This window comes from Humibacter ginsenosidimutans, from assembly GCF_007859675.1.
GTDB lineage: Bacteria > Actinomycetota > Actinomycetes > Actinomycetales > Microbacteriaceae > Humibacter > Humibacter ginsenosidimutans.
The window spans coordinates 2,281,701-2,303,765 of record NZ_CP042305.1 but is presented as its reverse complement, the minus strand read 5'-3'; the positions used below and the strand labels follow the sequence as shown (position 1 = coordinate 2,303,765).

At 68.9% G+C, this 22,065-nt stretch carries 27 protein-coding genes and 3 tRNA genes; 20 read left to right on the top strand and 10 right to left on the bottom strand.

Annotated features, from left to right (window positions below):
• The first annotated feature begins 71 nt into the window (after positions 1-71).
• The 3 genes from FPZ11_RS10570 (at position 72) to FPZ11_RS10560 (ending at position 1,468) form a co-directional block, all read left to right on the top strand.
• Complete coding sequence (locus FPZ11_RS10570; RefSeq protein ID WP_146320733.1) at positions 72-536, top strand: FHA domain-containing protein; 465 nt, start codon at positions 72-74, stop codon at positions 534-536.
• A gap of 31 nt (positions 537-567) precedes the next feature.
• On the top strand, positions 568-879 hold the full coding sequence (locus FPZ11_RS10565; protein ID WP_146320732.1) for a hypothetical protein: 312 nt from the start codon (positions 568-570) through the stop codon (positions 877-879).
• A 331-nt stretch (positions 880-1,210) separates the two neighbouring features.
• A complete protein-coding gene (locus FPZ11_RS10560) occupies positions 1,211-1,468 on the top strand; it encodes a hypothetical protein (protein WP_168203686.1) in 258 nt (85 codons plus the stop codon).
• Between the two features lie 17 nt (positions 1,469-1,485).
• On the opposite strand, the gene FPZ11_RS10555 is transcribed toward FPZ11_RS10560, so the two are convergent.
• The 3 genes from FPZ11_RS10555 to FPZ11_RS10545 form a co-directional block, all read right to left on the bottom strand.
• Entirely contained in the window at positions 1,486-2,274 is a 789-nt protein-coding gene (locus FPZ11_RS10555) for an alpha/beta hydrolase (RefSeq protein WP_146320730.1), read from the bottom strand.
• Positions 2,275-2,422: 148 nt separating this feature from the next.
• Positions 2,423-3,394, bottom strand: coding sequence for a DNA topoisomerase IB (locus FPZ11_RS10550; protein WP_146320728.1), 972 nt, complete (start codon positions 3,392-3,394; stop codon positions 2,423-2,425).
• A gap of 20 nt (positions 3,395-3,414) precedes the next feature.
• Positions 3,415-4,332: an alpha/beta hydrolase family protein gene (locus FPZ11_RS10545; RefSeq protein ID WP_246846187.1), complete on the bottom strand. Its 918-nt coding sequence runs from the start codon at positions 4,330-4,332 to the stop codon at positions 3,415-3,417.
• A 63-nt stretch (positions 4,333-4,395) separates the two neighbouring features.
• Between FPZ11_RS10545 and FPZ11_RS19805 the strand changes: the two genes are divergently transcribed.
• Together FPZ11_RS19805 and FPZ11_RS19255 are read left to right on the top strand one after the other, a co-directional pair.
• Entirely contained in the window at positions 4,396-4,620 is a 225-nt protein-coding gene (locus tag FPZ11_RS19805) for a hypothetical protein (protein ID WP_246846186.1), read from the top strand.
• Positions 4,621-4,899: 279 nt separating this feature from the next.
• Entirely contained in the window at positions 4,900-5,064 is a 165-nt protein-coding gene (locus tag FPZ11_RS19255) for a hypothetical protein (protein WP_168203796.1), read from the top strand.
• An 85-nt stretch (positions 5,065-5,149) separates the two neighbouring features.
• Here FPZ11_RS19255 and FPZ11_RS10540 read toward each other — a convergent pair.
• The 3 genes from FPZ11_RS10540 to FPZ11_RS10530 form a co-directional block, all read right to left on the bottom strand.
• Positions 5,150-5,222: transfer RNA gene (locus tag FPZ11_RS10540), tRNA-Phe, on the bottom strand.
• Between the two features lie 63 nt (positions 5,223-5,285).
• A tRNA-Asp gene (locus FPZ11_RS10535) sits at positions 5,286-5,359 on the bottom strand.
• 48 nt (positions 5,360-5,407) lie between these two features.
• Positions 5,408-5,480: transfer RNA gene (locus tag FPZ11_RS10530), tRNA-Glu, on the bottom strand.
• A 221-nt stretch (positions 5,481-5,701) separates the two neighbouring features.
• On the opposite strand from FPZ11_RS10530, the gene FPZ11_RS10525 reads away from it, so the two are divergent.
• Together FPZ11_RS10525 and FPZ11_RS10520 are read left to right on the top strand one after the other, a co-directional pair.
• The gene (locus tag FPZ11_RS10525) at positions 5,702-6,967 is read left to right on the top strand and encodes a M23 family metallopeptidase (RefSeq protein WP_146320724.1); all 1,266 of its coding nucleotides are present in this window, start codon (positions 5,702-5,704) and stop codon (positions 6,965-6,967) included.
• 136 nt (positions 6,968-7,103) lie between these two features.
• On the top strand, positions 7,104-8,438 hold the full coding sequence (locus FPZ11_RS10520) for a C40 family peptidase (RefSeq protein WP_246846185.1): 1,335 nt from the start codon (positions 7,104-7,106) through the stop codon (positions 8,436-8,438).
• Positions 8,439-8,486: 48 nt separating this feature from the next.
• On the opposite strand, the gene bla is transcribed toward FPZ11_RS10520, so the two are convergent.
• Positions 8,487-9,398 carry a class A beta-lactamase gene (gene bla, locus FPZ11_RS10515; protein WP_246846184.1) on the bottom strand — a complete coding sequence of 304 codons (912 nt, stop codon included), beginning with the start codon at positions 9,396-9,398 and terminating at the stop codon, positions 8,487-8,489.
• Between the two features lie 47 nt (positions 9,399-9,445).
• Complete coding sequence (gene ppa / locus FPZ11_RS10510) at positions 9,446-9,937, bottom strand: inorganic diphosphatase (protein WP_146320722.1); 492 nt, start codon at positions 9,935-9,937, stop codon at positions 9,446-9,448.
• Between the two features lie 134 nt (positions 9,938-10,071).
• Here ppa and tilS point away from each other — a divergent pair, with 134 nt between their 5' ends.
• The 10 genes from tilS (at position 10,072) to FPZ11_RS10460 (ending at position 17,719) form a co-directional block, all read left to right on the top strand.
• Positions 10,072-11,112, top strand: a complete 1,041-nt coding sequence (tilS, locus tag FPZ11_RS10505; protein ID WP_146320720.1) for a tRNA lysidine(34) synthetase TilS — start codon at positions 10,072-10,074, stop codon at positions 11,110-11,112.
• A gap of 70 nt (positions 11,113-11,182) precedes the next feature.
• On the top strand, positions 11,183-11,734 hold the full coding sequence (hpt, locus tag FPZ11_RS10500) for a hypoxanthine phosphoribosyltransferase (RefSeq protein WP_146320718.1): 552 nt from the start codon (positions 11,183-11,185) through the stop codon (positions 11,732-11,734).
• Positions 11,735-11,839: 105 nt separating this feature from the next.
• Positions 11,840-13,852 carry an ATP-dependent zinc metalloprotease FtsH gene (gene ftsH / locus FPZ11_RS10495; protein WP_146320716.1) on the top strand — a complete coding sequence of 671 codons (2,013 nt, stop codon included), beginning with the start codon at positions 11,840-11,842 and terminating at the stop codon, positions 13,850-13,852.
• A gap of 29 nt (positions 13,853-13,881) precedes the next feature.
• On the top strand, positions 13,882-14,454 hold the full coding sequence (gene folE / locus FPZ11_RS10490; RefSeq protein WP_146320714.1) for a GTP cyclohydrolase I FolE: 573 nt from the start codon (positions 13,882-13,884) through the stop codon (positions 14,452-14,454).
• Positions 14,455-14,477: 23 nt separating this feature from the next.
• A complete protein-coding gene (folP, locus tag FPZ11_RS10485) occupies positions 14,478-15,308 on the top strand; it encodes a dihydropteroate synthase (RefSeq protein ID WP_146320712.1) in 831 nt (276 codons plus the stop codon).
• On the top strand, positions 15,305-15,727 hold the full coding sequence (folB, locus tag FPZ11_RS10480) for a dihydroneopterin aldolase (RefSeq protein WP_146320710.1): 423 nt from the start codon (positions 15,305-15,307) through the stop codon (positions 15,725-15,727). Before folP ends, folB begins: the two co-directional genes overlap by 4 nt.
• The gene (gene folK / locus FPZ11_RS10475) at positions 15,724-16,311 is read left to right on the top strand and encodes a 2-amino-4-hydroxy-6-hydroxymethyldihydropteridine diphosphokinase (RefSeq protein ID WP_146320708.1); all 588 of its coding nucleotides are present in this window, start codon (positions 15,724-15,726) and stop codon (positions 16,309-16,311) included. The genes folB and folK overlap by 4 nt, the downstream gene beginning before the upstream one ends.
• Complete coding sequence (locus FPZ11_RS10470; protein ID WP_146320706.1) at positions 16,308-16,787, top strand: DUF3180 domain-containing protein; 480 nt, start codon at positions 16,308-16,310, stop codon at positions 16,785-16,787. The genes folK and FPZ11_RS10470 overlap by 4 nt, the downstream gene beginning before the upstream one ends.
• A gap of 17 nt (positions 16,788-16,804) precedes the next feature.
• The gene (locus tag FPZ11_RS10465) at positions 16,805-17,260 is read left to right on the top strand and encodes a helix-turn-helix transcriptional regulator (protein ID WP_146320704.1); all 456 of its coding nucleotides are present in this window, start codon (positions 16,805-16,807) and stop codon (positions 17,258-17,260) included.
• 54 nt (positions 17,261-17,314) lie between these two features.
• On the top strand, positions 17,315-17,719 hold the full coding sequence (locus FPZ11_RS10460) for a VOC family protein (RefSeq protein WP_146320702.1): 405 nt from the start codon (positions 17,315-17,317) through the stop codon (positions 17,717-17,719).
• A 194-nt stretch (positions 17,720-17,913) separates the two neighbouring features.
• On the opposite strand, the gene FPZ11_RS10455 is transcribed toward FPZ11_RS10460, so the two are convergent.
• Positions 17,914-18,570: a hypothetical protein gene (locus FPZ11_RS10455; protein ID WP_146320700.1), complete on the bottom strand. Its 657-nt coding sequence runs from the start codon at positions 18,568-18,570 to the stop codon at positions 17,914-17,916.
• Positions 18,571-18,738: 168 nt separating this feature from the next.
• On the opposite strand from FPZ11_RS10455, the gene FPZ11_RS10450 reads away from it, so the two are divergent.
• Positions 18,739-19,911 (top strand): sensor histidine kinase, encoded by a 1,173-nt coding sequence (locus FPZ11_RS10450; RefSeq protein ID WP_146320698.1) that lies wholly within the window; start codon positions 18,739-18,741, stop codon positions 19,909-19,911.
• Positions 19,908-20,567, top strand: coding sequence for a response regulator (locus FPZ11_RS10445; protein ID WP_146320696.1), 660 nt, complete (start codon positions 19,908-19,910; stop codon positions 20,565-20,567). The genes FPZ11_RS10450 and FPZ11_RS10445 overlap by 4 nt, the downstream gene beginning before the upstream one ends.
• A 158-nt stretch (positions 20,568-20,725) precedes the next feature.
• Here the strand turns inward: FPZ11_RS10445 and FPZ11_RS10440 are convergent, their stop codons facing one another.
• The gene (locus tag FPZ11_RS10440; protein ID WP_146320694.1) at positions 20,726-21,343 is read right to left on the bottom strand and encodes a biotin transporter BioY; all 618 of its coding nucleotides are present in this window, start codon (positions 21,341-21,343) and stop codon (positions 20,726-20,728) included.
• Between the two features lie 224 nt (positions 21,344-21,567).
• Here FPZ11_RS10440 and FPZ11_RS10435 point away from each other — a divergent pair, with 224 nt between their 5' ends.
• A complete protein-coding gene (locus FPZ11_RS10435) occupies positions 21,568-22,065 on the top strand; it encodes a PH domain-containing protein (RefSeq protein WP_146320691.1) in 498 nt (165 codons plus the stop codon).

Sequence of the window (22,065 nt, the reverse complement as noted above, 5' to 3'; positions counted from 1 at the left end):
ATTCGGCGGTCAGGGGGCGGGCGTCGCGAGCATGGCACACCGAGGCCCACGAGACGAGCGAGGAGTAGACGATGGCTGACCAGCCGCAGAAAGAGACGAACAGCCGCGTGACCACCACACACGCCGCATGGGGCGCGGGCAACCCGCGTCTGCTGGTGTCACGGGATGATCAACGGTTCGTCTTCGACATCGAGGGCGACGAGACGCGGATCGGGTCTGCGGCCGACAACGAGTTGCGGCTGGAGGATCTCGACGTGCTGCACGCTCGGATTCAGCACGACGACCGCGACGAATACGTTCTGACCCTCCTCGGCTCAGGCGAGTCGGAACTGCCGGCCGAGTCGTCGGACCGCGGGGAGCCGACGGTGCTGCGCACGGGAGCGCGATTCATGCTCGGGCCGTGGACCGTCGTCTATCAGCGCGACGAGTATGCCGACCACGGAAGGCCGTACGGCGGTCGCGAGGGCGGCGAGGGAGACGTGCAGTACACGCAGCCTCCGCGACCCGACTATCGGCGCGAGCGCGGCGCATCCTGACCGAACCAGACAAGTGAGGTCTTGGGAGGCCATGAAGCGAATCAACATTGCAGGTACATCGATCGTCACCGGCTCCGATCTGGCCGATGCGCTTCTGGCGCTGTGGACCAGTGTGGCGCGGTTGCATCGCATCGAGCCCGCGACGATTCCGTTCGTCGATACCGACGGAACACGGCAGACGGCAGACGTGGTGCTCTGCTCGGCGGTGCCCATCTGGACGTCGACCGTCGAGTCCGACGGATTCGAACTCACGGATTCCGCGGCCCTCGCGGAGATCGAGGCGCGCAACGCCTCCTTCGATCCGCTCTGGGGGCTCTCGGCCGTGGAGCGCGACGACGAATGACGGTGTCGTTTCGGTTCCGGCTGGCGGCGGCCCATTCCGGATGCTCGGGGTGCAGTTCGAGCCGGCGATGTCAAGGGGTGTCGGGGGCGGGTCGGTGCCCGCTACCGTCGAGGAGATAAGCGGCAAGACGCTCGTAGTTCAGAAGCAGCATCGCTTTCGGGTGGCGATGCACTCGAGGAGCACGGTACGCGCGCCGCCAGTGGGGGTGGGGTCGATCGGCTCCGCCCCCACGCAATGTCTCCGTTGAGGATCTTGGGCTTCACTGCATGGTCCGCTTCTCGGGCGGTCGCCGCGATCGCGCAGGCAGGGCAGGCAGAGGCAGACAGGGAGCATGGACATGCACATCGGATACAAGCTTTCGAGCGAAGCATTCTCGCCAGCCGAACTCGTACGGCAGGCGCTGCGCGCCGAAGAGGCGGTCGTGCGGCCCTTCGTCGATGCGGGATTCGACCACATCGTGTTGAACAATGCCGGCCCGGATCCGGACGGCTTCATCGACTTCTTCGCCGATGAGCTCGCACCGCGGCTGCGCGCACTGACTCCTTCGGGCCCAGTTCCTTCGACCGCTTCGACGCAAGTCGTTCCCTGACGGCTCAGCGGGGGCCTTCAACGCGCGTCCTCCTCGAGGTACGCGAGGACGCGGCCCCAGTGGGCCGCGATCGGCACCTCCGCATCGGTCAGCGCGACCCGAGCCTCCTGCAGCTGCCGCGCGTACGCATGGGCGGCGCGCCGCATGCGCTTGTCGGTGCCTGTCAGGATCAGCGCGGGAGCGCGGACCGCGCGCAGGCTCTCTTTCACGACCCGCTGCTTCACGGCCTCGCGATCACCGTCCAGACCTGCGTCTCCCTGCATCGCCGCGGTGGCCAGCATCCGCTCGACACGCGAGCTGAGTCCCACGATCGTGTCGTCGTCGGGATCGGGCATGAACCGTCGCGCATCCCACACGTCATCGGCGCGCAGGGATCGTGCCGCGAGCCGCAGCGTCATCGGTTCCACGAGCACGAGAGCGGATGCCTGCCGGCCGAGCCGGGCTGCGAGCGCGGCCGCGTAGACGCATCCCTCGCGCCAGCCCAGAACAGCGACCTCTTCATAGGCTCTGAGCCCGATCGACTCGGCATCGGTTCGGCACCTCGCCAGAAAGTCGTCCGCGTCCAAGGCCCAGCGCAAAGGAGAGGGCTGCGGAGGAATGGCCCAGGGGTCGGATGCCGCATACCCCGGTCTGTCGAGCGTGATGAGCTTCAGCCCGCTTCGCGCCGTCGCCAGCGGATCGGGATCGAAGCCGCCGCATCCGGGTGCCGGATGGCAGAACATCACCCAACGGGATGCCGCCGGGTCGCCGAGCACGGTCACCCCGGTCTGGCGTCCGCTCGCCAGTCGCATGGCACGCTCGCTCACGGGTTCTCACTGCTCCTCGACTTCAGCACTCCTCCAGCATCGCCTGGCGATTGCAGGCCTCTAGGCCTTGACGTACGACGCAGGCGAGTGGAGCATCACCCTTCCCACGAGGATGTCTGCTTGCGCATCGAGGGCGACAAGCGCTTCGTCACGACAGGAGCGCGAGGAGGGCCGACTCGGATGACCCGCTCAGGCGCAGGGTCTCTCCCGACCGAAAACGATCGATGACTCGGGGGTCGACGTAGCTCGCCCGTGCGATGGCGGGCGTGTTGCCGAGAACCTCCGCGGCGGACCGCATCGCGGCACGAACGTCGGCATCGGATTCGCCGCCGGGCTCGCGGGCAGATCGTGCGAGAGACTGCGCGGCCACGATGGTGCCGCGCAGTGTGCGGAAGTCCTTGGCCGTGGCCTCGACGCCCGTTCGGGTGCGGATGTAGTCATTGAGCTCCGCGCTCGATATCGGTTGCCAGCGCGATGCTCGCCATGCGATAAGGCGAGAGGCCGCGCCGCGGATCTCGATCACGGCGCGCAGATAGCGTGCCAGCAGTGGGTCGGTGACCGCCGACTCCCAATACTGTCCGCTCTTCGACGGGAACCCGAGGATCACGTCGGCCCCTTCCACGGTCGCGTCTCGGCACCGCAACGTGGTGACTCCCCGGCTGCCGTACAGTCGCCGGTACTGCTCGCCACCGATGCGCACCGAGGCTCGGTCGACGATCCGGAACGCCCCGGCGAGCGCGCGCTCGTGACCGAACGCATCCTTTCCGAGATCGTGAGAGACCGCGCGTCTGGCGTGTGGCAGCGCGGCCGCGAGCTCGAGCGCGCGATCGAACTTCGCCTCGTCGCGCTGCCGTCTCCACTGCTCGTGGTAGAGATACTGCCGACGCCCCGCGGCATCGGTTCCCACTGCTTGAATGTGTCCGCGCGGGTCCGCGCAGATCCAGACGTCCGTCCATGCCGGCGGCACGGCGAGCTCCTCGATGCGGGTGAGCGTTGCGGCATCCGGATGCCCGCCCTCCTCGGTCGCGTACGAGAAGCTCTCCTGGCCTCGGCCCGCGATCCGGCGGATGCCCGCAGCGCTCGGGTCGCTGCGCCGCAGTCGGTCAGCTCTGCCGGGCACGGTGAGTGAGACGCATCTGGTCAGGCAAGGTGCTCGTCGAGCCAGTCGTACATGCGTTGGGCAGTCAGAGTGCGTGCGAGCGGCTGACAATGCTCATCGGCACCTTCTGCGGCGGTGAATCGCATCACGGTGGAGACGGAGGGGGTGAGGCTCGCGAGCTGGTCCGCCTGACCTGGCCAGAACTGCTCGTGCTCCGGGGAAAGGATCAGAAGGGGTGTCGTGATCTGATCGGCAACGTCGGCAACGGTGTAGCGGCGCACCGCTTCGATGGTCTCCGCATAGCCCGACGTGCCATACGGACGCGCACGGAACACCCAGGTGCGGGCGGTGTCGGGCGAGAATTTCATTCCGAAGCCCATCTCTTCGTCGAACTTCTCGAGTTGCCCTTCGTCGAGCAGCTTCAACAGACTCTTCGGAACATGACTCGTCCACGATGTCGACACGTCGACGAGCCCCGGGTCGGTGATCGCAGCCGCGAATCGGTGTTCGAACGAGATCGCGCGAGCCACCCAATAGCCGCCCTGGCTGATGCCGTAGACCGCGATGCGTTCGCTGTCGACACCGTCGAGACCTGCGAGGTACTCATAGACCGGTGTGAGCACGTTCTCCCAGTCGGGCCGGAAGCAGGTGTTCTTCTCGAAGAGTTGAGACTGCTGGCCGGGGCCGTCGAAGACCAAGGCGTTGTAGCCGCGGGCCAGCGCAGCAGCTCCGGCAGAGCCCCAGAGGCTGGCCAGCGAACCGTCGCTTCCGTTGACCAAGACAAGGGTCGTCGCCCCGCCGCCCGAGGCCCGAAAGAACCAGCCGGGCAGTGCGCCGTCTTCGAACGGGATGGCGACCTTGTCCACACCAGTCGATGTATGAGCTACGAAGTGCTCCCAAGCGTCATGTTGCTTCCGAAAGGTGGGAACGAGCAGGTCAGATGCGCCGAGCGCGGCCAACGCATTCACCGCTACGGAGTAGTACGCCGACGATCTGAGATAGGCCGCAGCTGCACTGACGTCATGGCCACCAGCTGCGGCAGCAGTCCCGACGGCGAACGTACGATCCGCCAGGTTCGACCAGGCCGTGAACCAGCCATCGTGATCGTCTTTGCGCAGGCCGCTGACCGCGGCGAGAATCTCCCCGGGTTCGCCGGCACCAGCGGCGCTGTTGCCGAGAGCGCCGCGGATCTCGAAGTCGAAGTCGGCGTTGTCGGAGAACGGACGAACGGTCGACTTTTCCTGTGACATGGCCAGCCTTTTCTCTCGGAGCGGTGTCACTCACCAGGTGGTGCCCGCAGGCACCTGGAGGATGTGAAGCGGCGTGACTTCAGTATGAGCTTTGCGGCCCTGGCCGGGCGAGGTCCACAACGGCGGGCCCCGGGCAAACGGTGTTCGGCGCAGCCGTCGCCTTGACTTCGCGCAGCGCGCCCGATCGCACCAGCCTTCGTCGACGGTGGCAATCCGGCGGACCGCCGTCGACAATGGAGCACAGAGAAGACGACTACATGCGTGAGGGGTGACGAGATGAGCCGCGACGAGAGCAAGAACGACGAACTGCGCGATGCCCGCGAAGAACAGGACCAGCACAGACAGGAACTTCGTGACGAGGTTCTCGAGGATGGAAGCGGCGAGGCCGACGACTTCGGCTCGCAGGACGAGCGCCGGAAGGACGGACTCGGCCGGCCTTGACGTCGCTCCTGCTCCACGTCGTGCGGCCGGCCAGAGGCCGCACGAGAAAGCCCCCGAGTTCAGCTGAACCGGGGGCTTCGCACTGTGGCTCCGACCGGCATCGATCCGGTGACCTTTCGATTTTCAGTCGAACGCTCTACCAACTGAGCTACAGAGCCAGGCATCCGTGAAATGACGCCTACTGGAAAAGAAGCCCTCCACAAAGAAGGGCTTCTCCAGCGCGACCCTGACGGGACTTGAACCCGCGACCTCCGCCGTGACAGGGCGGCACGCTAACCAACTGCGCTACAGGGCCATGTGTTTTCAGTTTTCCATTGTAGTAGTTCTCGCGACTCGCATTGCGTGACCCCAACGGGATTCGAACCCGTGCTACCGCCGTGAAAGGGCGGCGTCCTAGGCCACTAAACGATGGGGCCGTCTACGCTCACCGCGTGTGACTACCGAGGAGTAAGCCTAAGGGAACCTCGGCCGATTGCCAAACCGAGCGCATCCCGCCGTTCGACGGGGTCTCGGGCGCCCGTCCGGCCAATCGCACGACCCTCGGCGAATGGCCTTCTTCCTCTTTCGGCATCGGGTTACAGTCGCACGAGTACCTGATCGGCGGCGCCCCCTTCAGCCGCACTCGAGGACGAGAGCAATGACCCGACACGACCGCCAGCAGCAGCGCGCCCGTCACGGGGCGCCCTCCGGTGTCGCGCGCTGGGCGGGCCGCGCGGCCGTCGGTGTTCTCGCTGTCGCACTCGTCGGCGGCATCGCGGCTCCCGCACAGGCCGACCAGTATCCGAGCTGGCAAGACGTGCAGCGCGCCAAGGCGAGCCAGGCGACGGCGCAGGCAGAGGTGACGAAGATCCAGGCGCTCATCTCCGGGCTGAAGACGCAGGTCACCGAGACGCAGGCGGCGTCGGTGAAGGCGGGCAACGAATACGCCGGAGCGCAACAGAAGTTCGACCTCGCCGACGTGACCGCGCGCACCCTGCAGCAGAAGGCATCCGACCTGACGAAGAAGGCGGATGCCGCCACCACGCAGGCGGGGCGCCTCGTCGCCGAGCTCTACCGCTCAGGCGGTGCCGACCTCACGACCAACATCTTTCTCAGCGGTACCAAGAGCGCGAAGGATGCCGCCAAGCTGCTCGACCACCTCGGCTCGGCCTCGAAGCTGGTGGAGAACACCAGCGGCATCTATGAGCAGGCGGAGCAGGCGCGCAACACCGCCAAGGCGATGAGCGATCAGGCCAGCGCCGCCCGCACGGAGCGCCAGAAGCTGCGCGACGACGCCGATGCCGCGTATCAGAAGGCGGTGGTGGCGGCACAGAGCGCGCAGGCCGCCCTCACCGCGCAGCAGACGCAGTCCGCGGTGCTCGAGGCTCAGCTCGCCGCGCTGAAGGACACCACGGCCAAGACGGTGGCCGGCTATCAGAAGGGCGTCGAGGAGCAGCGCAAGGCGGAGGCGGCCAGGCGGGCTGCCGCGGCGGCAGCCGGAAACGTCGCCTCCAGCGGGTGGGCCGACCCCGTGAGCGGCCCGATCACCGACGGATTCGGCTGGCGCGTCGCCCCGTGCTCCGGCTGCACCAGCTACCACGAAGGCGTCGACATCGGCGCCTACTGCGGGGCCACGATCCACGCCGCGCACGCGGGCACGGTCACGTACGCGGGCTGGAACGGCGGGTACGGCAACTTCGTGCTGCTCGACAACGGGGGTGGCATTTCCACGGGATACGGACATATCGTGAGCGGAGGCATCCTCGTGAGCTACGGCGAGCGGGTCGGTGCCGGCCAGCCGATAGCCCACGTCGGTTCGACCGGCAACTCGACCGGATGTCACTTGCATTTCGAAGTACGAAATGGCGGGAGCGCGATCAACCCGATCCCGTTCATGGCCGCGCGGGGAGTGTCGCTCGGCTGACGATATCGCGGGGGGCGATATGGCACCGGAACCGTCGGACGAGCGCGTGCGCGCGCAGCACAGCGAGGACGAGTCGTTGGGGGCATCGCGCCGCCAACGCTCACGAGCGTCCGTGTGGGGGCCGACCGGCCGGCCCGTGACGGACGTGGACGGCGGCACGACGCGGCGTCCGTCGAACCGCACAGGAGCGTTCTCGCGGGGATCGATGTCGATCGGTGCCGCCGCCGTCGGCGTCATGACGGGCGCCATCGGCATCATCGTGCCGCCCGCGCACGCCGACGACTACCCGAACTGGAACGACGTTCAACAGGCCAAGCAGAACGTCAAGGACAAGCAGGCTCTGGTCGACAAGATCACCACGCTCATCGGCGACCTGCAGAATTCCGCGGATGCCGCGAGCGTCGCCGCCGACAAAGCCGCGGAGGCGTACCTGGTCACCAAGAGCAAGCTCGACGATGCTGCGGCGAAGGCCGACGACCTTCAGACGCAGTCGAAAGCCGCGGCGAAGACGGCGCACACCTCCGTGATGCGGGCCGGACTGCTGGCATCCCACCTGGCCCAGACCGGCGGCGACTCGTCGCTCGGTCTGCTGCTGTCGGGCGGAGACGCGGAGACCAGCGACAAGCTGCTCTATCAGCTCGGCGCGATGAGCCAACTCAGCGCGCAGTCCAATGCCATCTACCAGCAGGCGGTGAAGGACAAGAACACCGCGAGCTCGCTCGCCGACCAGGCTTCGGCGGCCGAGAAGTCGCGCAAGCAGCTCGAGGATGCCGCGGCCACCGACCTCGAGGCCGCGAACGACGCTGCCGCTGCCGCCCAGTCCGCGCTTGCGGCGCAGAAGTCCAAGCAGACGGAACTCGTCTCGCAGCTGGCCTCGCTGCAGAACACGTCGACGAAGGTCGCGGGGGAGTACGCGGTCGGCGTCGCCAAGCTTGCGCAGGAGCAAGCCGAGAAAAAGGCCGCCACGCCTCCTCCACCGTCGCAGGCGGCGCCGAGTGCTCCGTCGGGCGGGTCCGGTTCCGGGGGATCATCGGGAAGCTCGGGCGGCTCGTCGGGCGGTGCCCCGTCGTCGGGCGGCGGGTCGGTCGGCGCGCCGAACAGCAGCGCCGTCGAGACGGCCATCAACTACGCCTACGCTCATCTCGGCGCGCCGTACAAGCTCGGCGGCGCCGGGCCGACGTACTACGACTGCTCGGGCCTCGTGATGATGGCGTACGCCGCGGCAGGCATCTACGTCGGCGACCACAACGTCGGCGACCAGTTCGCCGTTGCCCAGGCGCGCGGACAGCTCGTGCCGCTGAGCCAGCGTCAGCGCGGTGACATCATCTTCTGGTACGACGACGGCTTCTACCACGACGCCATCTACCTGGGCGGCAATCAGATCATCGCGGCCCGCGACTACGGCGAACCGCTCGCCGTCGAGGGGCTGTGGGGGTCGCCGTACCCGTACGTCGCCCGCCCGTCCGCGTAGAGGCAGGTCGTCCCTGCGAGGTGATCCGCCGGTGAGGCGCCGTGGGTCTCAGCGTCCGTCGAGCGCGGCGACGACAGAGCGCGTCACGGTGGCGATCAGGCCGTCGTCCGACGCGGCATCCGCTGTGCTCCTGGTGGTGTAGACCGTCAGAACGATGGGTGAAGCGCCTGGCGGATACAGCACAGCGACGTCATTGCGAGACCCGTAGCCACCGTTGCCCGTCTTGTCCGCGACCCGCCAGGTCGAGGGGACGCCGGCGCGGATGTACGGGCCACCCGTCGTGTTGGCGAGCATCGTGTCCCTGAGGAATGCGCGACGTTGTGCGCTCAGCCGGTCGCCGATCAGCAGCGCCTTCAGCGCGGTCGCCATCTGCCCGGGTGTGGAGGTGTCGCGCACGTCGCCGGGGACAGCGGAATTGAGGTCGGGCTCGACGCGGTCGAGGTTCGTGATCGTGTCGCCCCATGCCCGCAGGCGGCTCTGGGCCGCGGCCGGGCCGCCCAGCTCCCCGTACAACAGGTTCGCGGCAGTGTTGTCGCTGTATTGCAGCGCTGCGGCCACCAGCGCGGACAGCGTCATGCCCGTGTCGACATGCTGCGACGTGATGGGCGAGTACGACTGAAGCTCCGATGAGCCGAAGTGGATGACCGTCGCCAGGCGTGCGTCGTCGGCCTCGCTCAGGACCATTCCCGACGTGAGCACCTTGCTCGTCGAATCGAGGGCGAACCGTTCCGTGGCGCGATAGCCGAACGTTGTTCCCGCTCCGGTGTCGAGCACGTCCACACCGACGCGTGCGCCGAAGCGGGTCTCGATCTGCGACAGCTGCGAAGACAGTGCAGAAGCATCGAAGACCGGAGCCGAGGGAGTCGCCGTCGCCGTGCGTCGAACGTCAGGCGTGCCCGGAGCGGCCCGATTCGGGACGCTCGAGCATCCACCGGCCAGCACAACGACGAGAGCGCTCACCGCAACCGCAGTGAGCGCTCTCGCCCTGGTCGTGTTCAGCCGCAGGCTCAGTGGTCCTGCTCGGCGAGGCGCGTGATGGCCTCCTGCACGAGGCGGTCGGCGTCGGCGGCGTCGCCCCAGGCATCCACCTTGACCCACTTGCCGGGCTCGAGGTCCTTGTAGTGCTCGAAGAAGTGCTGGATCTCCTTCTTCGTGTACTCGGGAATGTCGTCGACGTCCTGGATGTGCGTCCAGCGCGGGTCCTTGTACTGCACCGCGATGATCTTGTCGTCGCCGCCGGCCTCGTCGCTCATGTGCAGCACCCCGACCGGGCGAACCTTCACGCCCACGCCGGGGAACAGCGGGTAGTCGAGAAGCACGAGCACGTCGAGCGGGTCGCCGTCTTCACCGAGCGTGTTCTCGAAGAACCCGTAGTCGGTGGGGTAGCTGAAGTTCGTGTACAGCACGCGGTCGAGAAAGACGCGACCGGTCTCGTGGTCGACCTCGTACTTGTTGCGGCTTCCGCGCGGAATCTCGATGATCGCGTCGTAGTCGGCCATAACGGTGCTCCATTCATGGGATGGCTGGTGGGATGCCTGTCGCGGCCGACTGCACGCGTCGCCGCCGAAGACACGCTCATCCAATCTACCGCCGGGGCTGGGATCCGGCCGCGCCAGGCGCCTAGCGTGGAGGTGTGACCGACTCCGAGCGCCGTCCCCGCCTCACCCCGCCGATCGCGGACATCCGGCGCGCCGTGCGCGACAGCTTCGCCGCCGCGGGAATCGCCGACGGAGACCTCGTGCTGGTGGGGCTCTCCGGTGGTGCCGACTCGCTGGCGCTGGCGGCCGGCGCCGCATTCGAAGGGCCGAGGGCGGGCATCCACGTCGGCGCCGTCATCGTGGACCACGGACTGCAGGATGCCTCCGCCGCCACGGCAGACCGCGCGCGCGAGCAGGCGCTCGGCCTCGGCCTCGACCCCGTCGTGGTCGAGCGGGTGCACGTCGCAGCGCCCTCCGGCGCCGGCGGCCCGGAGAACGCCGCACGGGACGCCAGGCACGCCGCCTTCACCCAGGCCCGTGCCAAGACCGGCGCGACGCACGTGCTTCTCGCGCACACACTCGACGATCAGGCCGAGACCGTGCTGCTCGGGCTGGCGCGCGGGTCGGGTGCGACGAGCCTGCAGGGCATGGCAGAGGCATCCGCCGGCCTGCTGCGCCCCCTGCTCGGCATCAGGAGGGCGGCGACCAGGCAGGCGTGTCTCGATGCGGGCCTGACGCCGTGGGACGATCCGCAGAACCTCGACCCCTCCTATACGCGGGTGCGGGTGCGGGTCGACGTGCTCCCCGTGATCGAGAGAGAGCTCGGCCCCGGTGTCGCCGAGGCGCTCGCGCGTACGGCCGAGCAGCTGCGCGAAGACGCCGAAGCCTTCGACGAGATGATCGAAGAGGTCATCGAGGACATCTGCGAGCCCGCCGAGTCGGGCATCGCCGTGTCGGTGGGCGCGCTCGACGCGAACCCGCCCGCGCTGCGCAACCGCATCATCAGGTATGTGGTCTCCAGCGAATTCGGGGTGGCTCTCGAACGGGTGCACGTGCTGGCCGTTGCGCGGCTCGTCACCGACTGGCACGGTCAGAAGCCGCTCGACCTGCCGGGCGGCGTGAGCGCGTCGCGTGCCGGAGGGCACATCGTCTTCTCCACCACAGGGTCGACGCAGGTGCTGCCGCACGAGCACTGAGCCACATGCGCCCCCCTGCTCCGATCGGCACGCTCTGGTCGTGCCGCGGGGTCGCCGTACGATTGAGCACATGCTGCCAGAAGACATCGAAGGCGACCTCACGAAGGTTCTCGTCACCGAGGAGCAGATCCACGACCGGCTGAACGAGCTGGCCGCGCAGATCGATGCGGACTATCACGACAAGGACGTGCTGCTCGTCGGCGTGCTCAAGGGCGCCGTCATGGTGATGGCCGACCTGGCGCGCGCTCTGAGCATCCCGCTCGACATGGACTGGATGGCCGTGAGCTCCTACGGCGCGAGCACCAAGTCGAGCGGTGTCGTGCGCATCCTCAAGGACCTCGACGCTGCGCTCGAGGGTCGGCATGTGCTCATCGTCGAAGACGTCATCGATTCGGGCGTGACCCTCTCGTGGCTGCGCGAGAACCTGCTGTCGCGCGGACCGGCATCCGTCGAGATCTGTGCGCTGCTGCGCAAGCCGGACGCCGCCAAGGTCGAGGTCGACGTGAAGTACGTGGGCTTCGAGATCCCGAACGACTTCGTCGTGGGCTACGGCCTCGACTTCGCCGAGAAGTACCGCAATCTGCGCTCTGTCGGCATCCTCGCCCCGCACGTCTACGAGTGAGCGGTCGGCGCCTGGGGCACGGAGCGATCAGGCAGCGGGTGCATTGCACGCCGAGGGCGAACACGCAGATGCCGCCCAGCGGGGTGGCGGTACCCTGACAGCACCATGAACCTCAAGAAGATCTTCCGCGGCCCCATCCTGTGGATCGTGCTCGCGGTCGTCATCGTGTGGATCGGCTCCAGCCTGATCACCATGTCGGGCTACAAGCAGGTCACCACCGAGCACGGCCTGCAGCTGCTCAACGACGGCAAGGTCAGCGAGGCCACGATCGTCGACAACGACCAGCGCGTGGACATGACGCTGACGAAGGCCGACGGCAACAACGGCACAGAGGTGCAGTTCTACTACGTGGCGCCGCGCGGAGCCGAGGTCGTCAAGACCGTCTCCGACGCGCACCTCGCCAAGGGCTACAACGACCAGGTGCCGCAGCAGAGCTGGTGGCTGTCGGTGCTAAGCATCCTGCTCCCCGTGCTGCTGATCGGCGCCTTCTTCTGGCTGATGCTGTCGAGCATGCAGGGCGGCGGCAACAAGGTCATGCAGTTCGGCAAGTCGCGCGCGAAGCTGGTCTCGAAGGAGAGCCCGAAGGTCACGTTCGACGACGTCGCAGGCAGCGACGAGGCCATCGAAGAGCTGCAGGAGATCAAGGACTTCCTCAAGGAGCCGGCGAAGTTCCAGGCGGTGGGCGCGCGCATCCCCAAGGGTGTGCTGCTCTACGGCCCTCCCGGCACCGGCAAGACGCTGCTCGCTCGCGCCGTCGCGGGCGAGGCCGGCGTGCCGTTCTACTCCATCTCGGGTTCCGACTTCGTCGAGATGTTCGTGGGTGTCGGCGCGAGCCGCGTTCGCGACCTGTTCGACCAGGCCAAGCAGAACGCGCCCGCCATCATCTTCGTCGACGAGATCGACGCCGTCGGCCGTCACCGTGGTGCCGGCCTCGGCGGCGGACACGACGAGCGCGAGCAGACGCTGAACCAGCTGCTCGTGGAGATGGACGGGTTCGACGTCAAGACCAACGTCATCCTCATCGCGGCGACGAACCGTCCCGACATCCTCGACCCGGCGCTGCTGCGTCCCGGTCGTTTCGACCGCCAGATCGGCGTGGATGCCCCCGACCTGCAGGGTCGCAAGAAGATCCTCGAGGTGCACGGTCGCGGCAAGCCCCTGGCTGCCGGAGTCGACCTCGAGGTCGTCGCCCGCAAGACCCCCGGATTCACCGGTGCCGACCTGGCCAACGTGCTGAACGAGGCCGCGCTGCTGACGGCTCGGTCGAACGCGCAGCTGATCGACAACCGAGCACTGGACGAGGCCATCGATCGCGTCATCGCCGGTCCGCAGCGTCGCACCCGTGTGATGAAGGATCAGGAGAAGCTCATCACGGCGTACCACGAGGGCGGTCACGCGCTCGCCGCCGCAGCGATGCGTCACACCGACCCGGTGACCAAGATCACGATCCTGCCGCGCGGTCGCGCCCTCGGCTACACGATGGTGCTCCCGCTCGAGGACAAGTACTCCGTGACGCGCAACGAGCTGCTCGACCAGCTCGCCTATGCGATGGGCGGACGCGTCGCCGAAGAGGTCGTCTTCAAGGACCCGACCACCGGTGCATCGAACGACATCGAGAAGGCCACCGGAATCGCCCGCAAGATGGTCACCGAGTACGGCATGAGCTCCGACATCGGATCCGTCAAGCTCGGCCAGTCCTCCGGCGAGATGTTCCTCGGTCGTGACATGGGCCACCAGCGGGACTACTCCGAGAACATCGCCGAGAAGGTCGACGCCGAGGTGCGCGCACTCATCGAGAAGGCGCACGACGAGGCGTGGCAGGTCATCAACGACAACCGCGACATCCTCGACTCCCTGGCGCGCGAGCTGCTCGAGAAGGAGACGCTCGACCACAACCAGATCGCCGAGATCTTCAAGAACGTCAAGAAGCTGCCGGAGCGCCCCGAGTGGGTGTCGGCCGACAACCGGGTCTCGCCAGGAATCCCGCCGATCGCGTTCCCCGAGCCGGAGACCGCGCCCATCGACGAGGGCATCGTCGATGGCGACATCGACTCCGACCCGACGTCGTCCAAGCCCAAGCGGACGCGTCAGATCAAGCCACGACCGGCCACCGCGTAGCGATTCGCCCGACCGGGCAGAATATCCGTATGGCTGTCGACCGCGCACGTATCGAGGCGGCCGTCGCCGACATCCTCGCCGCCATCGGCGAGGATGTCGCGCGTCCGGGCCTCGACCAGACCCCGCAGCGGGTGGCGGATGCCTACGCCGAGTTCTTCGGCGGCCTCGCGCTCGATCCGCTCGAGCCGTTGCGCGACACCGTGCCCCTCGGCGACAGCGACGCGGAGACGGTGGTGCTGCGCGACATCCACTTCAGGTCGATGTGCGAACACCACCTGCTGCCGTTCACCGGCGTCGCCCACCTCGCCTACCTGCCGGGCGACCGCGTCGTCGGGCTCGGCAGGCTGCCCAAGGTGGTCGAAATCCTGGCGTCGCGTCCGCAACTGCAGGAACGGCTGACCGAGGAGATCGCCGACACCTTCGTGGCCGGTCTCGAGCCGCGGGGCGTGCTCGTCGTGCTCGACGCGACGCACACCTGCGTGACCACGCGCGGCGCACGGCAGACGGACGCCTCGACGGTCACGATCGCCAGCCGCGGCGAGCTCGGCGACCCGATCGCGCGGGCTGAGCTGATCGCGTTGATCGGGCGGGGCATCCGGTGATCCTCGGTTCGACGACCCGTGTCATGGGCGTGCTCAACGTCACGCCCGACTCGTTCAGCGACGGCGGGCGCTGGGCGTCCACCGACGCGGCCATCGCGCACGGCATCGAGCTCGCCTCGCAGGGCGCGCACATCGTCGATGTCGGCGGCGAGTCCACACGGCCGGGCGCCGAGCGCGTGCCGGTGCCTGCGGAGCTGGGGCGCGTGCTGCCGGTGGTGCGGGAGCTCGCAGGGCGGGGCATCCGGGTGAGCATCGACACCATGAACAGCGAGACGGCACGGGCGGCGGTGGATGCCGGCGCGCAGATCGTCAACGACGTCTCCGGCGGGCTCGCGGACCCGGCCATGGCGCCGTTCGTCGCCGAGAGCGACGTCGACTACGTGGTGATGCACTGGCGCGGCCACAGCCGCAGCATGAACGACCTGGCCAGGTACACGGATGCCGCGCGCGAGGTGCGCGATGAGCTGTTCCGGCGCGTGGACGCGCTGGAAGGTCAGGGCATCGCGCCCGGACGCATCATCGTCGATCCCGGCCTGGGATTCGCCAAGGAGTCCGAACACAACTGGGACGTGCTGCGGCACCTGCGCGAGTTCGAGGCGGCCGGTCTGCCCGTGCTGGTCGGGGCATCCCGCAAGCGGTTCCTCGGCGACCTCATGCCCGCCGGTTCGACCGCACAGGACCGCGACCTGCCGAGCGCCGTCGTGGCCGCGCTCGCCGCACGCGACGGCGTGTGGGGTGTGCGCGTGCACGACGTGGTGTCGACGAAGATCGCGTTGGACGTGGTTCGTGCCTGGGTCGGAGCGTCTGACGATGCCCATGGACTGTCGCAGGGTGACGCGAGGATGGACCGATGAGCGACGACCGCATCACCCTCACCGGCGTGCGCGTGCGCGCCAACCACGGCGTCTTCGACTTCGAGCGCGAGCAGGGCCAGGACTTCGTGATCGACGTGACGGCGTGGCTCGATCTGGGTCCGGCCGCTCGCGGCGACGAGCTCGCGGCGACGGTGCACTACGGCGAACTCGCCGAGGACGTGGCAGCGGCCGTCGCCTCGAACCCTGTCGACCTCATCGAGACGGTCGCCGAACGCATCGCCAGGGTCGTGCTGTCGTATCCGGTGGAGCGCACCGAGGTCACCGTGCACAAGCCGAGCGCGCCCATCCAGGTGCCGTTCGGCGACGTGGCCGTGACCGTCGTTCGCGACCGTGCCTGGTACGACGCGGGGCCCGCCACGCCTCGGGCCGAGTCCACGGGAACGGAGCGTGCCCTGTGACACCGGTGACGCCGAAGCCGCAGCGATTCCGCACCTTCGAGCCGGCCGTTGTCGCGTTCGGCAGCAACCTCGGCGACCGCGAGGCCACCGTGCGTGCGGCGATCGACGACCTCGCCGCGACGCCCGGGGTGCGGGTGGATGCGGTCTCGCCCTACCTCGAGACCGCCGCGCTGCGCCTCGACGGCGTCGACGAGGATGCTCCGCGCTACCTCAACGGCGTCGTGCTCATCTCGACGGCGCTCGACCCGCACGCGCTGCTCGACGAGCTGAACCGCATCGAGGATGCCCACGGCCGCGTGCGCACCGAACGCTGGGGCGACCGCACGCTCGACCTCGACCTCATCGCGATGGGCGGCAGGCACATCGCCGACGACCGGCTCGTGCTGCCGCACCCGCGCGCGGCCGAGCGCGAGTTCGTGCTGGCGCCGTGGCTCGCGGTGGATCCGGACGCGGAGTTGCCGGGGGCGGGACGCGTGGACGCGCTGCTGGCGCGGCTGCGCGACGGCCACGGCGGCGAGGCCACCGGCGGCGCGAGCGACACTGCCACCACGGGCACGGCCGACCACGAAGGCGGCGCGTCGTGAGGCGTACAGGGGCCATCCCGCTGATCGCGCTCGGCGTGATCGGGGTGGTGATCGGCTACCTGCTGGAGATCGCGCTCGTGGCGGCGGGGGCATCCATGCTCATTCCGCCCGTCTCGCTGTCGATCACGCTCGTGGCCATCGCGGTGATCGTGGTGCTGTTCGCGATTCCGATCAGGCGCGCGGTGCACAGCAAGGTGCGGGTGCACGTCGATCCGTTCCGGGCCATGCGCGTCGCCGTGCTGGCGAAGGCGTGCAGCCTTGTCGGTGCCCTGCTCACGGGCACCGGAGTCGGCATCGTGATCTACGTGCTGACGCGGCCCATCCCGGCCACGTCGGACGCGGTCTGGCTGAGCGTCGTCGCGGCGGTGAGTGCGGTCATCCTGCTCGTCGCCGGCCTCATCGCCGAATTCTTCTGCACGCTGCCGCCGCCTCAGGACGACGACGCGGAGCGCGCGGAGCACGCGCCCGCGCGCTGAGAAGAGAGACTGGAGCGATGGGCGTCGATCTGAACGAGCTGCGTCGACTGCGCAGGGCGCGCGACCGCATGGACCGCGACTTCGCACTGCCGCTCGACGTGCCCGCGCTCGCCGCGACGGCGCTGATGTCGCCGGCGCACTTCAGCCGCCGCTTTCGCGACGTGTACTCGGAGACGCCCTACTCGTACCTCATGACGAGGCGCATCGAGCGCGCCATGGCCTTGCTGCGCAGGGGCGACCTCAGCGTCACGGATGTCTGCTCCGCCGTCGGCTGCACCAGCCTCGGCTCGTTCTCGTCCCGCTTCACGGAGCTCGTCGGAGAGTCCCCGTCGGCGTATCGCGCCCGCGACCACGACGCGCTGGACTCGTTCGCCTCGTGTCAGGCGATGGTGCTCACCCGGCACCGCAGGGGCGAGGGACGCGCGCACCTCGAGGAACGGGACCTCGCCTCATCGACGGGCGGGGCATCCTGAACCCGAGCAGGATCGGAGAAGCACGCCGTCAGCAGGGGTCCTAGCGTTGAGGTCATGACAGTGGCTATCAGCGGCGTGCACGTTCTGGTCGACGACCCGAAGGCCGCCCTCTCCTTCTACCGAGACATCCTGGGGCTGACCGTGAAGAACGAGGTCTCCAGAGACGAGTTCACCTGGATCACGCTCACGACGCCCTCGCAGCCCGAGATCGAGATCGTGCTCGAGCAGCCGCACGCCGGGCGATCGCAGGACGACGGTGACGCGGTCGCCGCCCTGCTGGCCAAGGGCGAGCTGCAGATGCTGCAGCTGCGCACCGACGACCTCGCGACCACGTTCGACAAGCTCGCCGCCGCGCCCGGCGTCGAGGTGCTGCAGGAACCGACCGACCAGTTCTGGGGAGTTCGGGATGCCGCGGTGCGCGACCCCAGCGGCAACATGATCCGCATCGCGCAGGCCTAGGCGCCGGCCCCGCACTGGCGCTCCCTGAGCGAGCGGCCGCACACTCCCGCTCCGCTGTCCCTTCGCGTCGCCTCAGGCTCGAGGACCCGGCACGAAGGGACAGCGGAACCGACGACGTTCGTCCCTTCGACTCGCTTCGCTCGCTCAGGGGGCATGTTTCTCGCGGTGTCGGGCCCGCCTGTGGCGGCGGCAGCTCATACCGCGGTCGCTGCAGCTGGCCGCGCCGCGATCGCGCCCGACCTGGCCACCGCCACGACGAGCGGCGCCCAGACCAGTACGAGCGTCACGAGCTGCACGACACCGGCGATCGGACCGCCGAACAGGTTCGCTCCGGCCGTGACGATCGTGGCGATCGGCACCCACACTCCGACCACGCCCGCGATGCGGAGGCCGACGGTGAGCACGATCGGGCCGAGCGAGAACCCGATCAGGAAGGCGACGAGCAGCACCGTGCCGAGCACGTCGGCATCGCCGGCCGCCGCGACCTGCGAGGAGGCGTGGCCGGACGCTCCCGACCCCGCGATCGCACCGTACAGCCCGAAGAACAGCGCGAGGTGGCCGACTCCGGCGGCCAGTCCTGCTCCGGTGAGCAGCGCGCCGATGAGCGTGACGGTGCCGCCCTTGGACGGTGCGAGCGACACCGTGGCGGGCAGGCCGGCGATCCACACCAGCGGGCCGAGCACGGAGAGCAGGGCGATCACCGTCCAGGCGGTCGGAAACTGGGCGGCGGCGCCCCATGGCTGATCGCCGGTCGGCTGCAGCAGCCACTGCGTCACGCTGGTGACGATCAGGCTCAGCGGACCGATGACGAGGGCCGAGACCGAGACGGCCCTGGCGAGTGTGGCAGACATCCTTCTGTCCCTTCTTTGGTGCGCTGGAATGCGCATGCTCTCTGAAGGCTGCGCTGGGAGAGGATGCCGCCGCGTCGGCGCACGGGCGGACCGTGCGCGCCGCGCGGGTGATCGGTGTAGTCCGTGCGGGCGATGCGGCCCGTGGATGCCGGTCAATAGAGTGGCACCATGTGGCACGCGGTCGTGCGGCTGAGGCGACGGAGGCTTGCGGGCTTTCCCGTGCCCGACGTGGCGTTGGCCGCGCTGCTGTGCATCGTGGCCGTGGCCAGCGTGCTGACCGGCAACCCCGACGAGGGGCCGGTCGCCCTGACGCTGCCCGTCGCGGTGGCCACGACGGCGGCACTCCTCTGGCGGCGACGCGAGCCGCTGGTGTGCGTGGCGATCATCGTGATGGCCGGGTTCGTGCAGACGGTGGCGTCGCAGCCGCCGGGGTCGCTGTGGTCGCTCGCGGTCTACGCCATCGCCATGTACTCGCTCGCCGCGTACCGCTCGGAGGGTGTCGCGGCCGTCGCGGGCGCCGTATTCGTCGCGGCACTTCTCGTGCAGGAGCGCATCGACAACGGTGTCGACTACGTGTTCATCCTGTTGCTGTTCGGCGGGCTGTGGCTGCTCGGTCGGCTGAGCAGGTACTGGCGCACCCGCGTCTCCACGGCCGAGCAGCGTCAGCACGAGGCGGCGCGGCTGGCGGTGGCCGAGGAGCGCGTGCGTATCGCCCGTGAGCTGCACGACATCGTCGCACACAGCCTCAGCGTCATCGCCGTGCAGTCGGATGCCGCCGAAGCCGCCCTGGTCAGCGCCCCCGACCGCGCCGCGGCGCCGGTGCAGGCCATCCGCTCGACGGCGCGCGGCGCGCTCGGCGAGATCCGTCGCATGCTCGACGTGCTGCGCACCGACGATGACGAGCTGCCTGGGGTCGACTCTCCCGGCATCGGCGCGATCGAAGGACTCGTCGAGGCGACCCGCGCGAGTGGATGCTCCGTCGAACTCGACGTGCGCCTCACCGACGCGCTCGTGCCGCCCGAGGTCGACCTCGCGGGGTACCGCATCATTCAGGAGTGCCTGACCAACGTGCGCAAGCACGCGCACGGCGCGGACGCCGTAGTGACCATCACGCAGGAGCGCTCTCGGCTCGTGCTCCGCGTCACGAACACCGCGGGTGAGAACGGATCCGCGGTCGGCGGCAAGCAGACGGCGGGTGGCGGATACGGCGTGCGCGGCATGCGCGAGCGAGTCGAGTCCCTCGGCGGCACCCTGCACGCGGGCCCGACCGCTGACGGCGGCTTCGAGGCCGACGCCGTGCTGCCCCTTCCGGCCGGGCGGCGGAGCCGGAGGCCGTCGTGACCCGCGTGCTCATCGCCGACGATCAGGAGCTCGTGCGCACCGGGTTCAGGCTCATCCTCGATCTCGAGCCCGACATGGAGGTGGTGGGCGAGGCGGCCGACGGCGAGCAGTGCGTGCGTGCGGTGGCGGAGCACGACCCCGATGTGGTGCTCATGGACGTGCGCATGCCGGTGCTCGACGGCATCCAGGCCACGAAGCGGCTTACCGAGGCGCACCGCCGTTCTCGCGTGCTCGTGCTCACCACGTTCGACATCGACGAGTACGTGTTCGAGGCACTGAGGGCCGGTGCCGCCGGGTTTCTGCTGAAGGATGCCCCGCGCGAGCAGCTCGTGTCGGCCGTGCGTCAGGCCGCGGTCGGCGACGCCCTGCTCGCGCCGGCCGTGACTCGCAGGCTGATCGAGCGCTTCGTGCGCAGCGCGCCGGGAGACGGGGAGCTGCGCGAGCACATCATGGCGCTCAGCGATCGCGAGCGCCAGGTGCTGACGCAGCTGGCACAGGGCAAGTCGAACGCGGAGATCGGTCGAGCCCTGTTCATCGGCGACGCGACGGTGAAGACGCACATCGCGCGCATGCTGGCCAAGCTGGGCGCGCGCGACCGGGTGCAGGCCATCGTGATGGCCTACGAGAGCGGGTTCGTCACTCCGGGCGAGGGGTGAGGCGGTCCAGGAGTGTGGCGTCGACATGACGGTCCGTGCTCTCGCGCCGAAAACATGCCCGATCGGCATGTCTCGGGTCCGATGTCATGTCGACGCCGAAGTGCCCGGCCGACACAGTGTCGGCCGGGCACTTCGGCTGGTCGTCGGCGGGCTGGTCGTCAGCGCTTGTCGATACGGCGCACGAGCGCCCAGGATGCCGGCAGCAGCGCCGCCGCGATGGCCCACTTCACGATGCCGCCGATGATGAATGGCGTGAATCCGGCCGCCATCACGGCCGTGAAGTCGTGCGGCAGGCCGAGGCGGGCGAGCATGAGGCCGAGGTAGGGCAGGCCGAAGAGGAACGGGACGAGGCTCGCGGCGAGGAAACCGAGAGCGGCGAGAACCGGGCGGCGGTCCCACGCGCGTTCGCTGAGCCAGCCGATCAGGGCTGCTGCCGGAATGAATCCGATGATGAAGCCGAAGCTGGGCGAGAACACCGAGGCGGGGCCTCCGGTGAACTCGGCGAAGATCGGCAGACCCGCGAGCCCGGCCACCAGGTACAGGGCGAGGGATGCCGGACCGCGCCACGCTCCGAGGCTCGCGCCCACGAGGAGCACGGCCAACGTCTGCCCCGTGACGGGAACGGGCCACAGCGGAACGGAGATCTGCGCGGAGACCGCGACGACCGCGGTGCCGCCCAGGATGAGCAGGGTGTTCGCGACGGCGCTGCGCGGTACGACGCGGTCGGCGAGCGTGGGGACGAGCCGAGTGGTGGCAACCGAAACTGCTTGGGACACGTGGGTCTCCGATCGAAGGGGACGGGGTGTACGGCTCGGCGTCGGCGCGAGCCCAGACCCACACTAGGACGCACCGGATGCCTGCCCGAGGTGAGAGGGCGAACATCCATTCGCCGGCTTCTTTGGTCGAACCCTCTAACCGGGGCGTCCTTCGGACCGTCTCAGTACCATGGATGGCGCGCCGCAGCCCAGCACGGGCCACGGCAGATGCCCGAGGAGCCACAGTGCCGCAACGACTGGACATCGCCCCCGGCGACCCGACGACGCAGTGGCAGCGGGTGTCGCCGAAGTACGTGGTCGTGGTGATCGTCAGCTCGCTGGTCGGCGGCGTGATCGCCGCGGCGATCGCCGTGTTCGCCTGGCTCGTGCTGCGCTGGGACTGGGCGTGGATCGCGCTCGTCGTCATCGTCGTGATCGCGATCGTGCAGCTGATCATCGCGCCCCGCCGCGCCCGCGCGATCGGCTACGTGCTTCGTGACGACGACCTGCTCATGCGGCGCGGCATCATGTTCCAGCGTTTCGTCGCCGTGCCGTACGGCCGCATGCAGTTGCTCGACATCGAGCGCGGACCGATCGACAGGATGCTCGGGCTCGCCGAGCTCAAGTTCGTGACGGCCGCGGCATCCTCTCGCGTCTCCATCCCGGGCCTCGTCGAAGCGGATGCAGCGTGGCTGCGCGACCGCCTCATCGAGCTCGCCGAATCGCGGCGCACGGGGCTCTGA